A 21,886-nucleotide genomic window follows, 5' to 3' on the forward strand; every position below is an offset into this window, starting at 1 on the left:
AAAAAGGGGTCAATTCACAGACCCCTAAAATGGTCCCCTAGATTGACCCCTAAATAGACCCCCAAATTGAAGACCCCTAATTATTTTGGATACCCGTTAAATATCCCAAACGCGAAACAACGCCTATGCAATCCTCTATAAACAACAAAGAAGTGAGCTCAAGCTCACTTCTTTACTCAAATCTATTAAAGCAAATTATTTGATGATTGAATAATATGTTTATAATAATAAAAAAAGGAGGTGTACTGGTGGCCAATATTGGCGAACGAATAAGAAAAATTCGCCTCTTACGTAACATGATGCAAGGCGAATTAACAGTGGCTATTGGATTTGAAGATAATGATTATGGTCGTGGAAGAGTTTTAAAATATGAAAGAGGAATACGTGTTCCAAAAGAAGATATGTTAATAAAAATTAGTAAAGCTTTAAATATAAACTCCTACTATTTAAGTCAGGAGGACAACACATATGCTTTAGATTTAGCATATGAATTATTCGATTGGGACGATGTATTACCTTTTAAATTTAAAAAAGATGAAAATGTAGTTGGGTTCAATTTGATAAGCAATATTTCGGTGACTTTATTAATGAATGGATAAAAATGAATCATAAATACATAAATGGAGATATTTCTTTAGAGAAATATCGTGAATGGAAATATCAATATGGAATAAAGGATAAATAAATTCTACGATTCAAAAATTCATCATCTAGGAGGGATTTTTATAGAAAATATTTTTAAATTTATAAAATTTCATAAAAAAACTGTAATTAGCGTTTGTATTTTATTATTTATAATAGTCCCCATTATCCCATTTATAAAGAGTCCTATAGGCATCTTCGATCGAGATTCAGCGTCCATTTTTATTCAATATTACGCGACCATTTTAGCTGGAATATCAGGTGGTTTTATTACTCTACTTGGCGTTTGGTGGACTATTGCTGATCAAAAAGTACAAAGAATTTATCAAGAAATCAAACAAAATGAGGATAGAAAAGAAGAATTAGAATTACAATACCGTTCTATTTTGTCTTTAAAACAAAATCCTCAAATTTTTTCTGAGTTAGTGGCAAAAAATTTCTTACAATTCAATTTCGAACTATTCAATTATGGAAACACGGAAGCCATAAACTTAGAAATTAGAATGAAGAATCCCAATGATTCAGTAATTTCACATAACTATATACATAGAGATATTTTGCTTCCAAATGAGAGTATAGAATTCACATTTACAGATTACAACAATTTTTATTCTCCCCTTGGAGCCCAATTAACTTGGCATGTAGAAATCTCATACAAAAATTCTTTTGAAAGCACATATATTACCAAATTTGATGTACAAGCTAAAATGATAAATCACGAAAAGTTTAAAATTCTTGATGATAAATTCTCAATAGAGAAAGTAAAAAAAGAAAAAATAAAAACCGCAAAGTTTTCAGCAGAAATAATCAACAATAGCATAAGTAAAATTAATTTTTAATAACTCATTTTTTATTATCCATTTGTAAAATGGTAGCATTTTGGTAGGACTCCTCGCTTAAACATTAAAAAAAAACGAAATATCCAAGAGTTCCAAACGACATCACCGATCCGGAATATTCCATCGAAGTCGGTGTTAAAACATTTACCGACTGCATTAAACAGGCAAAAGTTAAAGATCCTTTTAATACAGAAGACATCTACCTTGCGTTACAAGGATACAACTATGGAAACGGCTATATATCATGGGCCATCACCAATTTTGGTGGTTATTCCAAAGCCAACGCCAAAGTCTTCTCCAATATGAAATGTGAAGAACTAGGAGTCAACGGCTATGGTGACCCAGACTATATAGATCATGTCATGCGCTATGTTGGATTAGGATTTGGCAACATCCGAGGGGAACCAAACTTTGAAAATATGAAAGCTTGGGGCATGAATAACTATTACAGTCAGTTTGGATTATATGGCCAATGTACCTGGTTTGCCTGGGGAAGATTTTATGAAATCTATGGATACAGTCCCGGATTTACCGGAAACGGGAATCAATGCGTGGATCAGCTGGTTGCGGCACATCCTCATAAATTTGAAAAATCCAATACGCCAAAGGCAGGCGCTGTTTTCTCTGGTGTTGGACATAACCATGTCGGTATTGTGATCGCATGGGATGGAACAAATATCACCATCCAGGAAGGCAACATTGACGGCAAAACCAATACCTTCCAGGAAGCAAAAACGGACTGGCAAACTAAGACTTATACCCTTGCCCAACTTAACAGCATCTATAAAGGCGTGGTGTTTGCCAATCCAAAATAATCAACAAGTGAAAAGATGGTTGCCAACATTATTGGTTCCAACCATCTTTCCCAGTAATAATATTTATATTAAGAGTTAGTTCATTTTCCATTTTGAATTCTCACAGTAATTAAACCGTTAGAATTTCTTCCTCAGTTATTTGGCTATTAAAGTAATTCGTTTAAAAGATTCATGCATTTTATTTTCTGTTGCAAATTAGCACTACCATATACATTCAAAGTAAACGATACGTTTTTGTGCCCCAGAATCTCAGATAAAGACTTGATATCGAACTCTGGAATTTCTATTGCTCTAACCGCAAAAGTATGTCTTATTTCGTGGAATTTAACATTAGCCAGGTTATGACGCTTTAAGAACCTTGAAAAAAACTGCCTGTAAGTCCTTGGCTCGGTAGGCCTCGTCTTACCAGTTAAAAAATAATGATTTGGATTTTCATTGTAAAACTTCTTAATAATATTCACTAATAACGACGGTAAAGGAATAACTCTAGCAGATGTTTTTGTTTTTGGCGGACCAATATGAATAAATGATGTTCCTTTTTTCTTATCATAAATTCTTTGGACGGTTTTATTAATGTTAATCGTTTTCTCTGTCAGTGATATGTCCTTCATTTGTAGCCCACAAAGTTCCCCGATGCGAATTCCAGTAAATAGCGAAATTAATATCCCTGCTGTTTTTCTGTTTAAATTCATGTAAATGCATTGAATAAGTTCTTGTTCTTGATCTTTAGATAAAGAAACTACTTTCTTATTCCCCAACTCCTTAGGATATTCAATAAGATCCCAATTCAATAATGGTATGACTTTTTCTTTATAAGCATATTCCATTGCCAATCTTAAAACTAATACAACATCCCTAATTGTTTTAACAGTTAAACCCCCTGTTTTATCTAACCGTCCTGCATTATAAAGATAAACGATGTAATTTTGCACATCAGATTCGGTTATAGTTCCAATCTTCCTTTTGCCAAAATATGGAACTAAATGATTCTCCGTAATAAGTACAAAACTAGCAAATGTCGATGGCGTAATCATGGCTTTTTTGTTGTTTAACCATTTATTCACCAAAGTCTTAAATTGTGTATTTTCTGTCATAATGACCACCTCCACAAATATTATCTTGTAGAGGTATATCCATTAGTATTTATCCTCAATTAACGGTCTCGAAAAGTGTCCGAAGTTGCGATTTCCTGGCTTTGATGAGCCGTATAGGAAATACCAGATAGGTGATGTTTACGCCGAGCGAAGCCAGCGAGGAGCTGGCGATATGGAGCTACTTTCTGTGACAATGAATGATGGTGTAATGCCTCGCTCAGAGATAGAGGGAAAGGACAATTCAAGCGAAGATAAAAGCAATTACAAAATCGTTTGTAAAGGAGATATGGTGTATAACTCTATGCGGATGTGGCAAGGGGCAAATGGCGTTTCTAACTATAATGGAATAGTAAGTCCTGCATACACCGTGTTAATGCCTATCGAAGAGATTGATAATCAATACTTTGTAGCCTTATTCAAAACTTCAAATTTGATAAATGAGTTTAGGAAAAACTCGCAAGGATTAACATCGGACACTTGGAATCTTAAATATCCGCAAATCCGTGCCATCAAGCTCTATATTCCTTCTCTACAAGAACAGCACAAAATCTCTTCTTTCTTTAGTACACTCGAAGAAAGAATAGCCAAACAACGGCAACTCGTCGATACCCTCAAGAAGTATAAAAGAGGACTCTCGGATGAGCTTTTTGGGGAGAATGAGACAACCGAAGAATGGACAACAGTCCCGTTTGGTGAAGCTTTCGATCTGCTGCAAAACAACACATTCTCTCGGGACGAAATGTCATCCTAAAGCGGAATAGCTTATAACATTCACTATGGAGATGTTCTAATTAAATACGGAGTTGTGGTTGATCTTTCTAAGTCAAAGGTACCATACATTCGCTCGGATGTGAGCCTTTCAAAGTATGCTCAAAGCAGTTATCTGCGCGACGGGGACATTGTGATCGCAGATACCGCAGAAGATTATACAGTTGGCAAGGCGGTAGAAATTGTTGGAGTCGCTGATGTGAAGGCATTATCAGGACTTCACACAATACCATGCCGCCCTAAGATCTCGTTTGCACCTATGTATCTTGGTTACTTTATCAATTCCAAACGATTTAGAACGCAAATACTTCCGCTGGTACAAGGGACGAAGGTTTCCTCTATAAACAAAAGCGAAATTCTAAAAACTTCTATTGCATTTCCCTCATTCGGAGTGCAGTCACAAATAGCCACTATGCTTTATGCTTTGGATCATAGGATTGATATTTGTCAAGCTTGTGTTCAAGGACTTGCACGCACTAAGGAAGCATTGTTACAGCAACTTTTTATATGAATAGCTGCTGTAATAGTCCCTCTTTTAGATCGGACAAAAAAGCAAGCACATTTTCTTCATTCATAATCTGATCATCAAGCAAGGAAAGTAATCCTATAATCGTGTTCTGAGTGTTTTTATCCGGGTATGTCAATGTGAGTTTGCGCAATTCACTCGCTTGAATATGGACAACTGACTTCCCCTGTGCTATGCGGGCGATTTTTGCATTAACAACATGATTAAGCAGATAGCTTATAATTCGTCCATCCACCTTATCGCCACGGAAAATATTGAGGTCTCCGGCAAGAATGACACCGGGCAACATGACACAAGATGCAGTTGAAATCTCTTCTGGCGTTTCGCCGGAAGTCGGGATTACGACATCTCCTACACGGCTCAGAAATAACTCATCAACTTGTGCTTGCGTCCGCCGTTTAACACTGGTTATAACCTCGTTGTAGGTGGTATAAAGTTCTCCATAAAGGATAAAGGGTGTACCATCCTCGGATATATCGGCTTTGGAAAGAGGTGCTCCCTTTACAAAACTGCCGAGTTCACCCATCTTGGCAGTAGTCCATCTCGCTTTTTTCAGGGGACATGATTTTGGTGAAAGGAGATGCCTTACTGCACCTCTTTTATACTTCTTGAGGACGTCAATATATTTCCGCTGACAAACTATTTTTTCGTCTATGAGACCAATGAATTTTGATAACTTTTCCTGTTCGCGCTTTGAAGGCATATAGCACTTAACGGTCAAAAAGTCTTCCGGAGAAACTGCCATTCGCTCATATACAGTGCCTTGCTGATACCGTAAAGCCTTATTTATGAAATCCCATCTTGATAAGTTTTCACCAACAAAATCAGCGTCGTAATCGCTCTGGATTTCAAAGGTGACATATATGGGAGAAAAAATTGCATCCCCATATTTATTTAAACAAATTACACCAAATTTCAAATTTGCCGGATTGTAACACAAGTCGTTAATGTGCGTAACTTTGTACTTTTTGTTTTCGGTAGAGACTAGGAAATCACGATCATATCGTGCTGTTTTTCCGAATATTCCGTCTTTCGATAGCGTAGCATGTTCAAAGCTTCCATCTTTCTCTGCGAACTCGTTTTGGTACTATGTCAAGAAAATGGACAAGTTAAATAGAGAGTTTGTCCATTTTCTTGACATAGTACCACGTTTCAATCAGATCGAATATGAAAAGGCAGAGGATGTTCAGAATGCGCTGGAGAATCTCATCTCCAGATATCAAGATTCAGATCAACTCATATTCTATGATTTTTCTCGCTTTCTGGAATCCCACAAGGAAATGATCATCCATTCGTTCACAAGATTAAAGGTCCATAGAAAAACCGAAACCGAAGAAAAAGAATACTATAGCCGATTATCCAATGGACCGATGGAATCCTTCAACCGCAAGCCGAAGGATTATAAGAGAAACGCACGAGGCTTCTCTGATTTCCATTATACACGAAACCGCATCCTCTTAAGCATGCGAAGAAATCCAGCCATCAAGGGAGTCCCAAGACCCAGATCTGAGTTCAAGAAAAACGGGGCAAAACGTGGCTGTTACAATAAGACCAAGCTAAGATAATATATACATATACAGAATCAAAAATAGACTGGGAGATATGAAAAAGGAGAGCAAATTTTTGTCACCCTCCTTTTACATTTGAATTTTTAATTTAGGGGAGTAGAAAATTTTTGTCCTTGGGTTAATCCCCTAAATTCTCCCCCAGATTTTTGGCCGAGTCCCCTAAATTATTTGGTTACCCGACTATGAATTAATACTGCATTCTGATCAAGGGTCTGTATACGCTTCTAAAGATTTCAACGAAACCTTACCTCTTTATAACATCACAAGAAGTATGTCTCGTGCTGGTGCGCCTACGGATAATGGAGCTATGGAAGCTATCAATGGTTGGACTAAAGAAGAGTTGTTTACCGATTTTAAGATTACTGAATCGGATAATGTCTTAAAGAGTATCGGCGAGTATGTTATTTTCTTCAATAATGAAAGACCTGCCTACGCTCTTGGATACAAGACGCCTAAGCAAGTAAAGGATGAATACTTTCAGAGTGAGAAAAGCTAAAATTTATATGAAAGTGTCTACTTTCTGTTGACTAGTGCACTACATATTGGGAATTGATGTAAACTACATCCCATATTATAGAAGGAGTTCGTACTATATTTAAAATCTATATCGCCTAATTGTAGTTAAGAAATACTAGCTACATAAATATCATATTATTTCAGTTATGTTTTTTATTACTAATGCCAAAAATGATTAACTCTTCGCTTTAAATTCCTGCATACATATATAAGAAGCTTATTTTCAAAACAAGAAAACGAAATAATGTCCTTGTATAGAAACCCTGTTGTTTGGTCTACAAATGCAAAACTTTTTTTCTATACTGTTTCTGAATTTTTCTTTCGCTACACAGTGTTGCTTATTTTTAAGAAAGCTCTTCTTGAAATGAAAAGCCCAACCCGTGAACTTCATCAGTATCTGTCACAATTATAAATGCATTCGGGTCGACTTTCTGCGCTTCATATTGGAGTAGCGGATATTGTTTTTTTGAGACAACAACCATGATTACTGGACGATCTTCGTGTGTATACCCTCCATAACCACGGAGAATCGTAGTTCCTCTAGCTAAGTTTTGATGTATATAATGCAGCATTTCTTCATAGTGTTCTGAAATAATTATACAATTCTTTGACTTAATCGCTCCTAAGGTCAACATTTTATCTATAGAAACGCTGCTAATAAAGACAGATATAATACCCACCAAAGCAGCTTGAAAACCATACGTCAAAACGCCTAATAAAACGGTCAATGCATCCGTAATCAACACAAGTGTTGGTAAAGATATATGCGTATATTTGTGTATGACCAGAGGTGGAATGTCCGTACCCCCACTACTTGCCCCACAACGAAAGATAAGTCCAACACCACATCCCATAAAAATTCCGCCATAAATTGTTGCCAAATACCGATCCATGACAAAATAATTTTCTGGAAAATAAGCTGCTAAGAACCAAGATAATAATGAAATCAGCATTGGATAACAAATGGATGAAAGCAACGTTTTTAATGCAAATTGTTTTCCTAAAAAAATAAGTCCAACAAAAAATAAAGCTACCGTTAAAATATTAATGATAATCGTTGGATCAATGTCAATCAAAGGTTGTAACGCAACAGCAATTCCAGCAACACCACCTGTAAGTATATCGTTAGGCAAAACAAAAACTGTAACTCCAATCGCTAATACAAAATTACCTATAATAACCAAAAGGAAATCCTTCCAATTATCTTTTTTCATCATCATATCCACCTTCCTTTTACATTGTGTATCTTCCCAAAAAATTATAAATAAAAGAAAGATCATTAAAAACTCATGCAGAATATCACAATTTCTTTGTCCTTAATACCAATCAATTCTTTATCAGAATTAAAATAAAAACTTAACACCAACACATATTTGCTTTGAAAATAAAATCCTGGTTCAAACAGATTGTATTTTTACAAAAAATATAATAATTAAGAAAGCACTCAACAGTCACATGATCATCTAAATGGGTAGTGTCAACATTTATGTGTAAAAGTTATATCCCTAGCCAATTCAATTAGTCCTTAAACCAGTCTTCTCTTATCGTTTGTCCAAATCCTCGATGTATATGGTTCATATTCTTCTCGTTGTATCGATTAAATTGGATAACTAGATATTTCTCTTCTGATTGCTCCGTTGGAAACTGCTCCTTCTTTTTGAAGCTACGCTTAAGCTGCTTGTTATTTCCTTCGATCAGATTTGTAGAATAGATCGTTTGTCTAATACATTCAGGGTAGTCATAGAATGTGAACAGATTCTCATTGTTGCTTAGGCTTTTTACCATCGATGGATATTTGTGTTTCCATTTTTCGATAAACTGATCAAAAGCACTTGATGCGTCTTCTTTCGTTTTGGAGCGATAGACTTCTTTGAAGTCATTAGCCACCTCTTTTCGGTCAGAGACCCTTGTCTTGGCACATAAATTTCTTTGGATATGAACCAAGCATCTTTGGATATTGGATGCTGGAAAGGACTCGCTTATTACATTTTCCATTCCAGATAAACCATCTGTGCAGAACAAAGAAACACGTTCCACCCCTCTGGATCTAAGATCTTCCAAAAGTTCTTTCCAGATTTCAGAGGATTCGTTAGGAGCTATCTTGTAGCCTAAGATTTCTTTGGTTCCTTCTAGTGTGATCCCAAGTGCTATATGAACCATCTCTCGAGATACCGTGTCTCGTCGCAAGGCCATGGACGTACCATCAAGATAGATCACTGGATATTCTTTATTGAGCGTTCTATTCTTGAATGAATCGATACATTCCAAGGTCTTGTCGGTAATGTTGGAAATCGTCTGCTTGGAATAGTGATGTCCGCACAATTTTCGAATGATGGTGCAGATTTCAGAATTGCTCATTCCTTCTTCAAAAAGATCAAGGATGGTGGCTTCTGTTGAAAAGTCTCGTCTTCTATATTTAGGAATAAGGGAAGTAAAGAATTCACCGAGTCTGTCTCTAGGGATACGAAGTGTGAGAGGACCATACTTTGTGTCCAGCTTCCTTTCATAGAATCCGTTTCTAGAATTTTGACTATCGGTTCTTTGATAAGGTTCATAATCCAAAAAAGCAGTGAGTTCATAGGCTAATATTTCATTTAGAGACTTTTCGAGTTCAGAGCGGAAAAGTTCAGAAACAGCTTGTTCGAAAGCAGGAAGATTGTTGTCATTAGTAAATAGGCTTTTCATCAAAGATGTAGTAAAATAGTTCATGGGTATATTCCTTTCGTAAATTGTTTTTGGTCGAACTAATTTTACTAAGGATATACCTTTTTTTTATCTTTAAAGAAAATCACTTTTACACAAAATATTCTATGCTATCGATTAAAGATCCAATTAAGAAAAATACAGAGATACTTTTACGTAACGTTAATGTAATCCCAAATATAATAATATCAACAAATAGACTTGTAATCGGTTCAAACAATGATAACATTGCAGATGTTTGTGCTCCTACAGATCTAGTTCCATTTTGTAAGAAAATTAGGGCACATGTACTTAAAATTGCGATTATCACTAGAGTAATCACTGAATTATTATTGATAAGAAACGAATTGCCTATAAATAAAATCAACCCTCCATATAACAAAGCACTACCAATTGTATTTATAATCGATAAGCATAACATTTTAGTATGTTCTAAATTGAGTTTTTCCAACGAGTATAAATATATAGCATATGTTAACGAAGATAAAAAAGCTAATGATATTCCCTTTATTGAATCCCCTATATCATCAATAAACCCTAATACACCGAATATAGCTATAAATATCGAAATACAAATGTATTTATTTGGATACATTCTTTTATCTATACAATTTAAACAAATCACAAATAATGGATATAGAAAATGAATTGATGTTGCGGTTCCTGGCGATATACTGGCGATATATATTTATAAGAAATATTTAAAAATAGCATCGTAACTGCTGCAGGAATAACACAAAAGAATACTGATTTAATAAATTCACTTAAAGAGAGCAAAGTATTATTTTTAGACTTATTCCATAAAAATAATAGAAATGGAATACCTAGTAAATATCTATATAAAGAGACAATTACTGGAGACATTCCATTATTAATGAGATTGACTGATAAGGCTGGAATAAATCCATAAATAATCGCAGAAATTAATATTTGAAACTTATTTTTCAATACAATTTTTTTCAGATTCAATTCTATTTCTAAGTTCTGCCTTTGCTTCTTCGATTATTGTGTCATTTTTTAATAGTTCTATCACTGTCCTTGATAAACTTTTCATCGTAACTAAAATACATCGCTTACCTGCATTTGTAGATGCTAATTCTCTAAAATTAGGTGTGTGATTTGAAATTTTATAATCTGGAAAAATAGTTACATATGGATTACAAATAGGTATATATCTTGAAACATTACCTAAATCTTCACCACCATAATCTACTGGCATACCATCTAATAGAGGTTCTCCAATATCTATTAATTCTTTTCTACAAACTTCTGATAAAATCGTGTTAGGAACACGTCCTTGATAGCCATCATTAACGACTAAATTTGTTTCACACCCTAAAGCATCGCCACACCCTTTTGCACAGTTAACAATTCTTTTTTCTAGTTCCTCTAAATATGTAAAATTGAAACAAGCTAATGAGCATTTCAGTTGAGCTTTATCTGGAATTAATCCAGTTTCTTGACCCCCATCTGTAATAATACAAGAGAATCTAGCATCACTTTTAAAATGTTGTCGTAGTAATCCTGATGCCACACAAAATAAATTAGCAGCACTCAGAGCATTGACACCATTATCAGGATGACTACCAGCATGAGATGATTTACCTTCATAATCAATAATAATTTGTTTACTTGATAAACAAGCCCCTGCTAATCTAGTTAGATCACTTGTTGGATGCATAAAAACTATTGCATCTATATTGTCAAAATAATGATTTTTTAACATTATGATTTTACCGCCACCATCTTCTTCTGCGGGGGTTCCTAATACATAGATTGAACCAGATATATGATATTTATCAATAACCTCCTTAAGTACTAGTGCTGTTCCAACAGCACTAGCACAAATTAAATTATGTCCACATCCATGTCCTAAACCTGGCAGAGCATCATATTCTGAAATAATCCCGATATTTGATCCACCACGATCATATTTAGCAATAAATGCTGTTTCTAATTCTTCTACATTATCATCTATTTCAAATCCAGCTTGGCGTAGAATTTCGATTTGTTGTTCCTTTGCATAATATTCTTGGAAAGAAAGCTCTGGTTTTGAATGAATATCTAAAGAAAATTCCCAAATTTTATCTAAAATATTTTCAGCCAATTGATCACAATCTTTTTTAATCTCTTTCATAGTTTTATCCTAAAATACCGAAGAAACTTGCAATCATAGAAATAATGATAACTGAGAAGATTACTGTATTATATCCAACTTTTTTCTTAGTGAATGCAAAATAAATTCCGAAAATTGCAATTAGCGGTAACATTCCCATTACAATTGAGTCTAAAATATCTTGTAAAACAATTGGATTCGCATTTTCAAATTCAAATACTAGAGGAGTCTTCACTGAAACATATGAACTTGATAAAGCTCCCATCATGAATAATCCTAAAATACTAGCTCCGGTAATGACTGTATTAATAGTACCACTCTTCATTAGTTTCATTACAGCATCTTTACCTAAAGTATATCCAAATTTTAGTAAGAACCATCCTGCTATATAAGTTATAATGGCAAATAAGAATGGAAATACACCTCCAATAGGGTTTCCTTGTAAAGCAAATGTACATCCAAGTGCATAGATAATAGGTTTAATTGTACCCCATACTAACGTATCACCTATACCAGCAAGAGGCCCCATCAATCCTGTTTTAATACCAGTAATAATTTGTCCTGGCACTGCATGAGAAACCGCATTTTCTTCTTCCATAGATAATACAATTCCTTGAACCATCCCACCCATAGTTCCTTCAGAGTTGTAAAATTCCAAGTGACGAACCAATGCTTCTTTAAACTCATCGTCATTTTTGTAAAGCTTTCTTAATATTGTACTACTCGCATTACAAAATGCTAGAGCTTGTAATCTATCATAGGAGTTAGATAGTTCCGTTGAGAAATACCAACGATTCCACACCGTAAATAAATCTTTTTTTGTTAATACTTTATTATTATCTGTAGTCATCTTATTAAGCCTCCTTTTTTGATTTCTCAAAAATCACTAATAGAGCAAGACATGTTCCAAAAATAGCTGTTGCCATATTGTTCAATCCTAAATATTGAACAGCAAAGAAACCAATAAAGAAATATGGTAGTAATTTTGGTTTACCAATGGTAATTAAAATAATCGCAAATCCCATAGCTGGTAATATACCACCTGCTACAGAGAAACCTGTAATAATAAATTCTGGTAATGATTCAATTAGAGAAATTACAGAATCTGTACCTAATAATGAAATCAAAAATACAGGAACAAATCTTAAAAAGAAAATTACAATTTCAGGATAAATATAAGCACATTTGAAAATTCCTTTGATATCTCCTTTTTGCGCTAATTCATCAGCTTTACGTACCCAAATAGAGTTTGATGTTCTACGCAATTGATCCAAGAAAACACCTAATACACCAAATGGAACTGCAAGAGCTACTGCTGCATTTGCATCTAATCCTGATTTCATCGCAATAGGAATTGCGATAACTGCAGCTAAAGCATTATCTGCTGGCATATTTCCACCAGTGGAAATCATGCCCAAATATACCAATTGAATACTTGCTCCTAATGCTAGCCCTGTTATCATATCACCAAAAAATAAACCAAACATAAATCCAATAAACAATCCAGAACCTAAAGAAGATTCCAATGTATAACCAACTTTACAAGATGATAGCCAATATACAAATCCACTAAATAACGCTAATCCGACATCCATGATTTTCTCTCCTATTCTAAATTAAAGTTATATTTTTCTAAAACCTTTTTAAATGACATCTTTGCTTCTTCTGGAACTTGTTGTAAATATATCTCTGTTCCATTATCAGACATATGTTTTAATAAACTTGCATCGTGATCATTTAAAGTAATAGGACCATAAACATTTATTCGTCCTGGAGCTGATCCTAATCCTCCAATTTGAAGTTCATCAATTTTAAATCCATGAGAGTATGCTTTATATACTTGATCGACATTTTTAAATAAAACTAAAACTTTACCTTGTGCAAAAGTTTCATCATTCATCTTTTCAATCGCTTGCACTACAGAATAAACTCGCACTTTTGATCCAACTGGAGCACTCATTTCATAAATACTAGCCATAAAATCATCTTGAGATAAATCATCATCAATAATGACAATTTCATTTCCAGTAATCTGTCCAAACCATTTTGTTATGACTTGACCATGTATCAATCGAAAATCTAATCGTATTAACCTAATATCAAACATAATAATCTCATCTCTTTCTTAATTTTAATTCTTGAAATCTTTTTTTTACATCATGACCACTATTTGATAAAGTATCAAGAGCTGTCATTTTAAGTTGCTCAACCGTAAGTGATTGCAATAATGAATAAGTTTCAATTAGCATTGCAAGATTCAAGCCAGAAACTATTTCATAATTATCTCGTGGTATAGATGTAGCCATATTACATGGTGTTCCACCAAATAAATCCACTAAACATAAAACTCCACAATCTTCATGTTCGTCTAAATATTCAGTCATTAAACTCCTATATTGGAATGGATCCATTCCCTCTTTCAACGAAAAGTATTTAACATTTTCTGTTTTTCCAATGATCATTTCTGCTGAATGGATAATTTCTTTTCCAAAATCACCGTGTGTACAAATTATTAATAAATTCTTCATTATTTCATCCATGATATATTATTTCTTTATATAATCATGACCTCCAAATCCATTTCGTAATGCTGATAACATTTTATAAGCAAAATTATCTTCAATCTTAGATTCATTACGTGCCATTAAACTCAATGCTATAACAGGAACTGGAACTTCCATTTCCAAAGCTGTTTGAACAGTCCACTTAGCCTCTCCGCTAGCATCGACAACACCCTTGATATCATCTAAGTTTGGATGTTCATGAAATTGCTTTTCCGCCAATTCCATAAGCCAGCTTCGCACTACAGAACCATGATTCCAATTATTAGCAACTTTTTCTAAGTCGTAATCGAAGTTACTTTCTTTTAACACATGAAACCCTTCAGCTATAGCCTCCATCATTCCATATTCGATCCCATTATGAACCATTTTCAGAAAATGTCCGCTACCTGAATGACCAGTATATAGACATCCATCCTTTTTAGCAATTGACTTAAATACATTTTCTAAGTAATCGTAAGCTTCTTGTTCTCCTCCGATCATTAAACACGCTCCATGCCTTGCACCAGATACTCCACCAGAAGTTCCAGCATCTAAAAGAATTATTCCTTTTTGTTTTAAATTATTTGCGCGTCGAATTGAATCATTATAATTTGAATTTCCAGCATCAATTATGATATCTTCGTTGGTTAGAAGATCTTTTAAACTATCTATCGCATTCTCAGTCGGATTCCCGTTTGGAACCATCAACCATATAACTTTTCTTTTAGGAAGCTCACTAACTAAAGATTGGATTGAAGATACCACAGATATACCTTGTTTTGAAGCTAACATTCTAGAATTATTATCTATATCATAACCAACTACTTCAACACCTTGGTCTAGTAAATTCAAAGCTATATTTGCCCCCATTTTTCCTAAACCTACAACGCCGATTTTCATATTATTCTCCTTTCTTTTTGCACTTTCATATTATCAGAAAAATTTTTTTCTGTAAATGTATATTTTAAACAAAATATTTTTTATTATCGCTTTATAACCTTATTGCTTTATAACTTGATTATATATACAATTTATTATATAGGAGGCTAACATATGTCTGTAAAACTTAAAATTAAATCAATTTATCGCGATTGTAGTAAAACAGAGAAAGAAATAGCTGATTATATTCTACAAAATCCCAAAGAAGTCTCTAGAATGACCATTAATGAAATAGCCAGTAATTTAAAATTTGCTGATTCCACTATATTTCAATTCACCAAAAAATTAGGCTATAAAGGTTTTCGAGATTTTCGTAATGATTTATTAACTGAAGAATTTGATACCGAAATTTCTATTCATGAAAATCTTAATAAAGACGACGACTGCTCTACCATCGCTAGACAAGTATTTGAATCAAGCATTCAGTCATTAAAGAGTACTTTCAAAATTCTTTCTTTTAGTGATATCGAACAAGCTTCTAAAATAATACTTAATTCTAATTTAACCTTTTTATTTGGTATTGGAGGTTCCAATGTAGTTTGCGCAGATGCATACCATAAATTGCTACGCTCTCCTGTTAAAGCCATTTACAGTTCTGATTACCATATACAATTAATGAACGCTGCCCTAATGACTTCAAATGATTGCGCCTTTCTAGTATCACATTCTGGAATAACAAAAGAAATGATTCTAGTTGCCATAGAAATTAAAAAACACCATGCCAAATTAATCTTAATCACGGGATATCCAAAATGCGAACTATCTAAATATGCAGATGTCGTTTTATATACAGTTGCTGATGAAACCAAATATAGAAGTGAATCCCTATCAAGTCGTATTGCTCAACTAGCTATTATTGATACATTATTTACTATAATTATGCTTAACGATGAAGAACTATCAAAATCAACACTACACAAAATTAGAGAAGTAATTAACGAAACTAAAGAATAATATTTATTTTATACGAGTAATTTATTAAACTTATATATTTCAATATTCCAAGGTGTGAATATTTCCATTTCATCTTTGAAGATTGAGATAGCATAAAAGATCCAGAAAAAATACAAATGGAAACTGATGAAGAGTACTATATTATAACTTTACAATTTATTAAATAATCATTCTATGAGAGTGTAAACTTTTATTTAGAATTATAAGTTTTTCAAACAAGCCAGGTAATTCAGCGTGATAAAAAACTTTATATAATTTATAAGTTTTTACTTATTTTCGATAAAAACTTTTTGAAAAGAAAAGGAATGATCCATCTATGAACCATTCCTCTTATAATCGTTTTATACTATCTCTGTTTCCGGATATTTCTCGTCGATCAATTCTTCCATTATCCTGTATAACACCTCGCAGAAGATGATCCGTTCCGGTTTCTACTGTTTCATTGGGTTTTCCTGTATCTTCCATGATGACTTTCTGATCTTCACCAGTTGTCGCATCCGCTTTTGAAATCTTTACTTTTGTGATCTCATCTTTCTTAACTACCTTAGCTGGCTTGTCGCTATCATCAATAGTAAAAGTGATATCGGATGTCATAGTATAATCAATAAAGGCAAAATCTTCATGCAGAGTATATTCTTCATCGCTCTTCAATCCCCGAATCATTTGAGCTTCTTCGATCAATTACCATGTTTCAATCCGATTTCCTTCTGCATCGAAAACCGATAACTAACCACCCGGAACAATCCGCATACAGCAAGTTTATCCTATTTTTTTCTTGAAATGGCTGCGCTTTGCGCCTAAATTCAACATCTCTGTCTAGATTATACAACAATTTCTAGCTTTTTAGTATCATTTTGGTATCAAATTCTATACTGAAAAAATCGGGAAATAAGTTTTTTAAGTTTTGAAATGTCCTTTATTCATCGAGGCATAGACTATTCACATCCAATTAAAATTTTTTAAAATATAAGATAAAAGAAAAACCTAGCAGAATTCATTTACTGCTAGGTTGCACTCTATTTGTTGTTCTTTTTTAAGTATTCTTCCAAAGCTAACTCGACAATTGCTGTTTTTGTGAGTTTGGAATCACTGCTATACTGTTCTAACAATTGATAAATCTTATTATCAATCATAACGTTTAATGCTTTTGAATCTTTTTTAGGTCTGGGCATAAACATAACTCCTAACTGATGATTTTTTTCATGTCGTTATCAAATTCAATCTCGCGATTTTGCTCATTATAAAAATGAAACCCCCATATTTTATATTTATTGTCATCAGCAAATGTTGTCACTGGAATCGATGATTCTTCAATTTGTAATAAAAAATCTTCTTTCCATTTATCTTGTTCCAAAATATGGCTTCCTTTCGGTTCAATAAATATTTGCATTTGTTCATATCCATCTGTTTTAGATGAATGCAAGAATAATAAATAATCAGGTTCAAAACGTTGTCCATCATCAAACGAATAGATGGCAAGTTGCCGTTCATTTCTTAGTAAGTAAACTTTGTCATATTTCTGTCTTAATTCATCAACGTATTTTTTAAAATAAGCAACAAAAGATTTTTCTTCGCTTGTTCCATAATTGTCTTCATACGCATACCAATCTTCTTGTGAAAGGTCTATACGCCATTTATCTTTAACACTGACATCATTTTGAGATATTCCAATATCACCATCATGTGGATTTGTATAGTTGCACCGCTTATTTTTGAAAATATCATAGATATAGTAAGCTTTGAAATCTTTAGTCCCTTCATATGTTTCTTGAATAGCTGAGATACTATTTGCAACAGTTTTTAAAACTTTAAGGCAAGCTTGATATAAAATCTCATTTGATAAATTTTCGTATTTAGATGTAATATGAATGCGGATATTACCTAAATAGTTTTTACTTTGTATAAATTCCTTTGTAGATTTAAGATTTGGAAAACGGGACTTTAACGTGTTGAACTTAAAAATACTGTACTTGCAAATAGCTTTATTAACAATTGAATAATTAATATTTGCAATATCATGTATAGTGGTTTTATGAACATAAGTTTTCTGCTTAATATCTTGAAAAGAAGTGCTTTCTAAAAGAATATCTTCTCCTGACACACCAGCGGTGAATCGAATATCGTAAATTTTATCTTTAATAGAAGGCAACAAGCTATTAACAGTATTTCTGGATACCACTTTTCGTTCATTTATAAACACATATCCACTTTTATATAATTCATCTTGTTTAAAACTGTCTTTCAAAGTATGATTTCTTACAACCATTTCATCAAGGTCAACACCTATTTCACGTAATGCTGTATGCAATTCACTAATATAACGTGGTTCATTCCAACAATGATAATATAATTCTTCACAAATACGGAGTTGATTATCTATATCATTATCATATTTTCTTTTATATTTTTCTTGATTATTTGAAACTTTAAATGGGCAATATCTAGCCCCACGTCCTATAAGTTGAGCTTCTTTAGTTGTTGTTTGTCCAGGTTTACCTTTTTTTGCATCTCGAGTTTCATAAAGACGGACAATATCAAAAAGATTCAAAACATCCCATCCCTCATTTAACTTATCTACAGCAAATATAGCACGATATGGATTTTTCTCATCCTCTAATGAGTTAAGTATTATTTGTTTTTTTTCAACATCCTGATTATCGTTTGCAGAAATACAATGCTCCTCTGAAAAATCATCTTTTAATTCACTTGCTAACTCATCATATGAAATACCATTTTTAATAAAGTATTTCTGTGCTTCATTGATTGTCTGGCTTGTGGATTGTTCAAAAAGGTTCTTGATTTGCTCAGCCGTTAAAGATTTTACCATTTCAATAATTCTAGTCATATTTAAGGCATTTTCTTTTACTAATCTAGATTTAAAAAAAACAACTGGTTTTATGTTTTGTCTATAATCTTGGAACACTTTATAACGATATTGACTTAATATCAAAGCTTGTAGAGCACGACCTTCAACATCTAAATCTGAACGTAAAGTTTTTATTTCTTTCGAATATCCATCTGCACGAAACTTATAAAGAGGATAATCAAATACGATTTTATTCTCATATTCAGCTTTTATTAACGGTTCTTCAAGATTGCAAGTTGCTGTAAATTCAAGAAGAACATTATCTCGGTTAATATCAAAAATACGATGAACTGTATATTCCCAACTTCTATAGTTCTCTTCCTCTTCTTTATTCATCTTTTTTGTATCCGCATTCAAGTGATGAGCTTCATCAGAAATCAATACTACTTTTTGATTTTCAAAATCATCTACTGACAATGAGTTTTCTTTCATGCCCCACATATCAGCATGAAGTCCTTGCGTGGTAGTAAAACAAATATTAATAGCAGAATCGTCACTGTATTGAAAGTTAGATACTTCCTTTATTTTGATTATTTCTCCATCAATATTTATTTCTTCATTAAAAAGATATTTACTCGAAATGCTATTTAGAAAGTTTTCTTTTGTTTTTTGAACAATTTGTGATAGATTCACGAAAAATAAAAAGTTACGATATCCTTGCTTATAAAGATATAGCATAAGTCCTGCCATAATCAGTGTTTTTCCAGAACCTGTTGCCATATGAAAAAGTGTTTGTGTTGGCTTTTTACAAAGATGTTCATTTTCAAAATAAGTAATAAAATTTTCAAAAGCTCTAATTTGATAAGGGCGTAATTCAAAATTAGAATTTAAATTACTTGATATATATTCTGGGACTTTTTTTGAGTAACCCGACTCGATTAATGTATCTATTTTTTCATAAAGATAGCTCATTATCTAAACCTCCGTATAAAAACTTCTAGTAAAAGCTTTATCTTTTTCAGAGATATCAAATGTTTCATCATCTATGTCACAATAGTTTACATACAACTGATTTTTATCTAATAGTTCCATAAGTAATCTTTTTTTATCATCAATCGATAATTGAAGGAATTCATCAGAGTTATCATCAATTTCTTTCGGATTAACCTTGTAGCTGATAAACGCATTCTCTTTCATTTCGTTCCAAATATCAAGCAATTCTGTTCCTTCCGTTGCAGCTTCGATGCAATCAACATATTTTTGGTTCAGTTTTGCAAGCTCACAATATATAAATGAGCCACCACCTTGCCAGTCATATGTGTCATCGCCATTCATCAAAACATAACGCAATCTGTTTACTGCAACAGTTTCGATATAATCCATTTGTTCAATACCAATGTACTGTCTGTGCATCTTGTGTGCAACAGCACAAGTTGTTCCAGAGCCTAAATGATAATCTAAAACAATATCATTTTCTTCAGTTGCAACATAAAGAATTTGGTGAATGAGTTTTTCTGGCTTCGGAGTCGAAAAAACTTTATCATTAAAAATGCTTGTGATTTCTTTTTTTGCTTCATCGGTGTGTCCAGCTTCGTTAAAAGGCCAGAAATTAGTTACGACCTTGCCTTTGGCATCATCAAGATATGTTTTTCTTGCAATACCGCCATAGCCATTTTTAGTGAAAAAGAATTTAGGCCATTGTCCTCTCTTAATAATTTTTAATGCTTTTTCTTTGGCTGTTTCCAACGGCTCATCAAGCACTATTGAGAGAACATTTTTTCTGATTGCATCAACAGGAATGCCGCATACAGAAGCTCTTTTTTCATCATCGTTCAAATCTTCTAATTTATAATTAGCCCATTTACTCATTTCAGAAAACATTGAACTCTGCTCCAAAGGCCAACATGCACCATTATAAGGATATAAAAACTCACCCGTTATTGGATGCTGAATGGCATAAACCATTCCTTGGTGAGTAGCCGCAGAAGGAGCGAAGGCATCACTTGTTCGCCACGATGTATGGTCGTTATCTGGATTTTTATATACAGAATTCATTTTTTCAGTTCTCGGCAATTTTTTTGGTTTCCAGTTGGGGTTTTTACTATAAACCAAAATACTTTCAACCTCACTGCTAATGCCTTGTGAATCGTTTCGGGGAGAGTAAGTTTTTTGCCACGAAATATCAGATACAAAACAGTCTTGACCAAATATTTCGTCCATCAAAACTTTCAAATAATGTTGCCCGTCTACGCCTACACTCACCCAGATACTTCCGTCTGGGTGAAGCAATTTTCGGGATATCAGTAATCTATCCTTCATAAAAGTAAGCCATGTTGACAGCTTAAAATTTGAATTATATCCGAAAGTATCTCCGCTTTTATTATTTGTAAAATAATAAGGAGGGTCAATATAGATACACTTAATTGAATTTTCGTAGTCTTTAAGCAAAGAACTAATAACCAGCAAATTATTACCCTTAATAATCAAATTATCATCTACCAAAAAGCTGTTAGCAGTCGATACGCCATCAGCTGTATAGCGTTTAGCATCTGTCAGTACCTTTGGATAGAGCAGCCTGTCTACTTCATCGTGGGCAAGGGTTTCGTTGTAAAAAATCTCGCTGCGACTTTGGTCTTCCGTTGTCTGACCGCCTTCTAACACACAATCTTTGTATGGAAAAACAAGTTCGACATCATTAGATGAAGAAATATACTCTCCTTTATTGTTTACAAGCCCAATTTTGTTTTTGTATCGGGTATAACTATCAGGCAAAAATTCGCGATTGTTGATAACCCAACCAAAACCAACTTTATCAAAAACAGCAACGCCATCTATATCTGTAAAAAAATGTTTTTTAGTTTCCTCATTATTTAATAAAGATTTAATCAAGCTTGAATCCATTTTCATAGCTGCTTCATACACTGAATTTCTAAGCAATTGTCCATCTTCTGAAATAAAACGTTCATCATTTTTTAATACATTTACTAATTCATTATAAAGATTATTCTCTTCGATAGATTCTTGATTTATCATAAACAAACCTCCTACTAAGCAAAA

At 33.4% G+C, this 21,886-nt stretch carries 24 protein-coding genes; 8 read left to right on the top strand and 16 right to left on the bottom strand.

Features of this window, described 5'->3' with window-relative positions:
- The first annotated feature begins 248 nt into the window (after positions 1-248).
- The 3 genes from HNQ43_RS01805 (at position 249) to HNQ43_RS09275 (ending at position 2,296) form a co-directional block, all read left to right on the top strand.
- Positions 249-599 (top strand): helix-turn-helix domain-containing protein, encoded by a 351-nt coding sequence (locus tag HNQ43_RS01805; protein WP_183374213.1) that lies wholly within the window; start codon positions 249-251, stop codon positions 597-599.
- Positions 600-1,028: 429 nt separating this feature from the next.
- Positions 1,029-1,481: a hypothetical protein gene (locus HNQ43_RS01810; protein WP_183374215.1), complete on the top strand. Its 453-nt coding sequence runs from the start codon at positions 1,029-1,031 to the stop codon at positions 1,479-1,481.
- A gap of 101 nt (positions 1,482-1,582) precedes the next feature.
- Positions 1,583-2,296: a lysozyme family protein gene (locus HNQ43_RS09275; protein ID WP_183374439.1), complete on the top strand. Its 714-nt coding sequence runs from the start codon at positions 1,583-1,585 to the stop codon at positions 2,294-2,296.
- A gap of 146 nt (positions 2,297-2,442) precedes the next feature.
- Here HNQ43_RS09275 and HNQ43_RS01820 read toward each other — a convergent pair whose 3' ends face one another.
- On the bottom strand, positions 2,443-3,390 hold the full coding sequence (locus HNQ43_RS01820; RefSeq protein ID WP_183374217.1) for a tyrosine-type recombinase/integrase: 948 nt from the start codon (positions 3,388-3,390) through the stop codon (positions 2,443-2,445).
- A gap of 172 nt (positions 3,391-3,562) precedes the next feature.
- Here HNQ43_RS01820 and HNQ43_RS01825 point away from each other — a divergent pair, with 172 nt between their 5' ends.
- Positions 3,563-4,141 (top strand): restriction endonuclease subunit S, encoded by a 579-nt coding sequence (locus tag HNQ43_RS01825; protein ID WP_183374219.1) that lies wholly within the window; start codon positions 3,563-3,565, stop codon positions 4,139-4,141.
- Positions 4,142-4,195: 54 nt separating this feature from the next.
- A complete protein-coding gene (locus HNQ43_RS01830) occupies positions 4,196-4,669 on the top strand; it encodes a restriction endonuclease subunit S (RefSeq protein ID WP_183374221.1) in 474 nt (157 codons plus the stop codon).
- Here the strand turns inward: HNQ43_RS01830 and HNQ43_RS01835 are convergent.
- A complete protein-coding gene (locus tag HNQ43_RS01835) occupies positions 4,662-5,603 on the bottom strand; it encodes a restriction endonuclease subunit S (protein WP_221247975.1) in 942 nt (313 codons plus the stop codon). The two genes, HNQ43_RS01830 and HNQ43_RS01835, sit on opposite strands and share 8 nt — an antisense overlap.
- Before the next feature lie 181 nt (positions 5,604-5,784).
- Here HNQ43_RS01835 and HNQ43_RS01840 point away from each other — a divergent pair, with 181 nt between their 5' ends.
- Together HNQ43_RS01840 and HNQ43_RS09250 are read left to right on the top strand one after the other, a co-directional pair.
- Positions 5,785-6,249 carry a transposase gene (locus HNQ43_RS01840; RefSeq protein WP_183374223.1) on the top strand — a complete coding sequence of 155 codons (465 nt, stop codon included), beginning with the start codon at positions 5,785-5,787 and terminating at the stop codon, positions 6,247-6,249.
- A gap of 262 nt (positions 6,250-6,511) precedes the next feature.
- A complete protein-coding gene (locus HNQ43_RS09250; RefSeq protein WP_342353952.1) occupies positions 6,512-6,748 on the top strand; it encodes an integrase core domain-containing protein in 237 nt (78 codons plus the stop codon).
- A gap of 364 nt (positions 6,749-7,112) precedes the next feature.
- Here HNQ43_RS09250 and HNQ43_RS01850 read toward each other — a convergent pair whose 3' ends face one another.
- The 10 genes from HNQ43_RS01850 to gnd all read right to left on the bottom strand — a co-directional run bounded on the left by HNQ43_RS01850 (position 7,113) and on the right by gnd (position 15,030).
- On the bottom strand, positions 7,113-7,988 hold the full coding sequence (locus HNQ43_RS01850) for a YitT family protein (protein WP_425321246.1): 876 nt from the start codon (positions 7,986-7,988) through the stop codon (positions 7,113-7,115).
- Between the two features lie 298 nt (positions 7,989-8,286).
- Positions 8,287-9,477 carry an IS256 family transposase gene (locus HNQ43_RS01855; protein WP_183374227.1) on the bottom strand — a complete coding sequence of 397 codons (1,191 nt, stop codon included), beginning with the start codon at positions 9,475-9,477 and terminating at the stop codon, positions 8,287-8,289.
- Positions 9,478-9,562: 85 nt separating this feature from the next.
- On the bottom strand, positions 9,563-10,066 hold the full coding sequence (locus tag HNQ43_RS09315) for an EamA family transporter (protein WP_183374229.1): 504 nt from the start codon (positions 10,064-10,066) through the stop codon (positions 9,563-9,565).
- Positions 10,067-10,092: 26 nt separating this feature from the next.
- Complete coding sequence (locus HNQ43_RS09320) at positions 10,093-10,440, bottom strand: EamA family transporter (protein ID WP_425321247.1); 348 nt, start codon at positions 10,438-10,440, stop codon at positions 10,093-10,095.
- Complete coding sequence (locus tag HNQ43_RS01870; RefSeq protein WP_183374233.1) at positions 10,409-11,608, bottom strand: M20 family metallopeptidase; 1,200 nt, start codon at positions 11,606-11,608, stop codon at positions 10,409-10,411. Before HNQ43_RS01870 ends, HNQ43_RS09320 begins: the two co-directional genes overlap by 32 nt.
- Positions 11,609-11,612: 4 nt before the next feature.
- A complete protein-coding gene (locus HNQ43_RS01875) occupies positions 11,613-12,437 on the bottom strand; it encodes a PTS system mannose/fructose/sorbose family transporter subunit IID (protein WP_183374235.1) in 825 nt (274 codons plus the stop codon).
- A gap of 4 nt (positions 12,438-12,441) precedes the next feature.
- Positions 12,442-13,182 (bottom strand): PTS mannose/fructose/sorbose/N-acetylgalactosamine transporter subunit IIC, encoded by a 741-nt coding sequence (locus HNQ43_RS01880; protein WP_183374237.1) that lies wholly within the window; start codon positions 13,180-13,182, stop codon positions 12,442-12,444.
- A gap of 11 nt (positions 13,183-13,193) precedes the next feature.
- The gene (locus HNQ43_RS01885; protein ID WP_183374239.1) at positions 13,194-13,694 is read right to left on the bottom strand and encodes a PTS sugar transporter subunit IIB; all 501 of its coding nucleotides are present in this window, start codon (positions 13,692-13,694) and stop codon (positions 13,194-13,196) included.
- A 7-nt stretch (positions 13,695-13,701) separates the two neighbouring features.
- Positions 13,702-14,127, bottom strand: a complete 426-nt coding sequence (locus tag HNQ43_RS01890; protein WP_183374241.1) for a PTS sugar transporter subunit IIA — start codon at positions 14,125-14,127, stop codon at positions 13,702-13,704.
- Positions 14,128-14,133: 6 nt separating this feature from the next.
- Positions 14,134-15,030: a phosphogluconate dehydrogenase (NAD(+)-dependent, decarboxylating) gene (gnd, locus tag HNQ43_RS01895; RefSeq protein WP_183374243.1), complete on the bottom strand. Its 897-nt coding sequence runs from the start codon at positions 15,028-15,030 to the stop codon at positions 14,134-14,136.
- Positions 15,031-15,183: 153 nt separating this feature from the next.
- On the opposite strand from gnd, the gene HNQ43_RS01900 reads away from it, so the two are divergent.
- Positions 15,184-16,023 (top strand): MurR/RpiR family transcriptional regulator, encoded by an 840-nt coding sequence (locus HNQ43_RS01900; RefSeq protein ID WP_183374245.1) that lies wholly within the window; start codon positions 15,184-15,186, stop codon positions 16,021-16,023.
- Between the two features lie 330 nt (positions 16,024-16,353).
- Here the strand turns inward: HNQ43_RS01900 and HNQ43_RS01905 are convergent, their stop codons facing one another.
- The 4 genes from HNQ43_RS01905 to HNQ43_RS01920 all read right to left on the bottom strand — a co-directional run bounded on the left by HNQ43_RS01905 (position 16,354) and on the right by HNQ43_RS01920 (position 21,862).
- The gene (locus HNQ43_RS01905; protein ID WP_183374247.1) at positions 16,354-16,704 is read right to left on the bottom strand and encodes a hypothetical protein; all 351 of its coding nucleotides are present in this window, start codon (positions 16,702-16,704) and stop codon (positions 16,354-16,356) included.
- A 335-nt stretch (positions 16,705-17,039) separates the two neighbouring features.
- A complete protein-coding gene (locus HNQ43_RS01910) occupies positions 17,040-17,195 on the bottom strand; it encodes a RepB family protein (RefSeq protein ID WP_183374249.1) in 156 nt (51 codons plus the stop codon).
- Between the two features lie 11 nt (positions 17,196-17,206).
- Positions 17,207-19,801, bottom strand: a complete 2,595-nt coding sequence (locus HNQ43_RS01915) for a DEAD/DEAH box helicase family protein (protein WP_183374252.1) — start codon at positions 19,799-19,801, stop codon at positions 17,207-17,209.
- A 3-nt stretch (positions 19,802-19,804) separates the two neighbouring features.
- On the bottom strand, positions 19,805-21,862 hold the full coding sequence (locus HNQ43_RS01920) for a DNA methyltransferase (RefSeq protein WP_183374254.1): 2,058 nt from the start codon (positions 21,860-21,862) through the stop codon (positions 19,805-19,807).
- Positions 21,863-21,886 lie beyond the last annotated feature (24 nt).

This window comes from Faecalicoccus acidiformans (genome assembly GCF_014202635.1).
GTDB classification, from domain to species: Bacteria; Bacillota_I; Bacilli_A; order Erysipelotrichales; family Erysipelotrichaceae; genus Faecalicoccus; species Faecalicoccus acidiformans.